Source organism: Burkholderia sp. Bp9143 (assembly GCF_003853645.1).
GTDB lineage: Bacteria > Pseudomonadota > Gammaproteobacteria > Burkholderiales > Burkholderiaceae > Burkholderia.
In genome coordinates, this window is sequence record NZ_QTPO01000172.1 from 1 (window position 1) to 473 (window position 473).

At 63.0% G+C, this 473-nt stretch carries 1 protein-coding gene; it reads left to right on the forward strand.

The features are described 5' to 3' along the window. The coding region (locus DIE23_RS39200) for a hydrolase (RefSeq protein ID WP_148093512.1) at window positions 1-473 on the forward strand (473 nt) is incomplete at both ends.

Consider the following 473-nt stretch of genomic DNA (forward strand, 5'->3'; position numbering starts at 1 on the left):
CCGAAACTTGAAGTACTCACTCCGCAGAACAGCCAGCTGATCTTCATCGACCAGCAGCCGCAGATGGCGTTCGGCGTGCAGTCGATCGATCGCCAGGCGCTGAAGAACAACGTCGTCGGCCTGGCAAAGGCCGCGAAGGTGTTCAACATCCCGACCACGATCACGACGGTCGAAAGCGAAGGCTTCTCGGGCCATACCTATCCCGAGCTGCTCGACGTGTTCCCGAACCAGAAGACGCTCGAACGCACGTCGATGAACTCGTGGGACGACCAGAAGGTGCGCGACGCGCTGGCCGCGAACGGCCGCAAGAAGGTGGTCGTGTCGGGCCTGTGGACGGAAGTCTGCAACACGACGTTCGCACTGTGCGCGATGCTCGAAGGCGACTACGAGATCTACATGGTCGCCGACGCATCGGGCGGCACGTCGCAGGCCGCGCACGACTTCGCGATGCAGCGCATGGTGCAGGCGGGCGT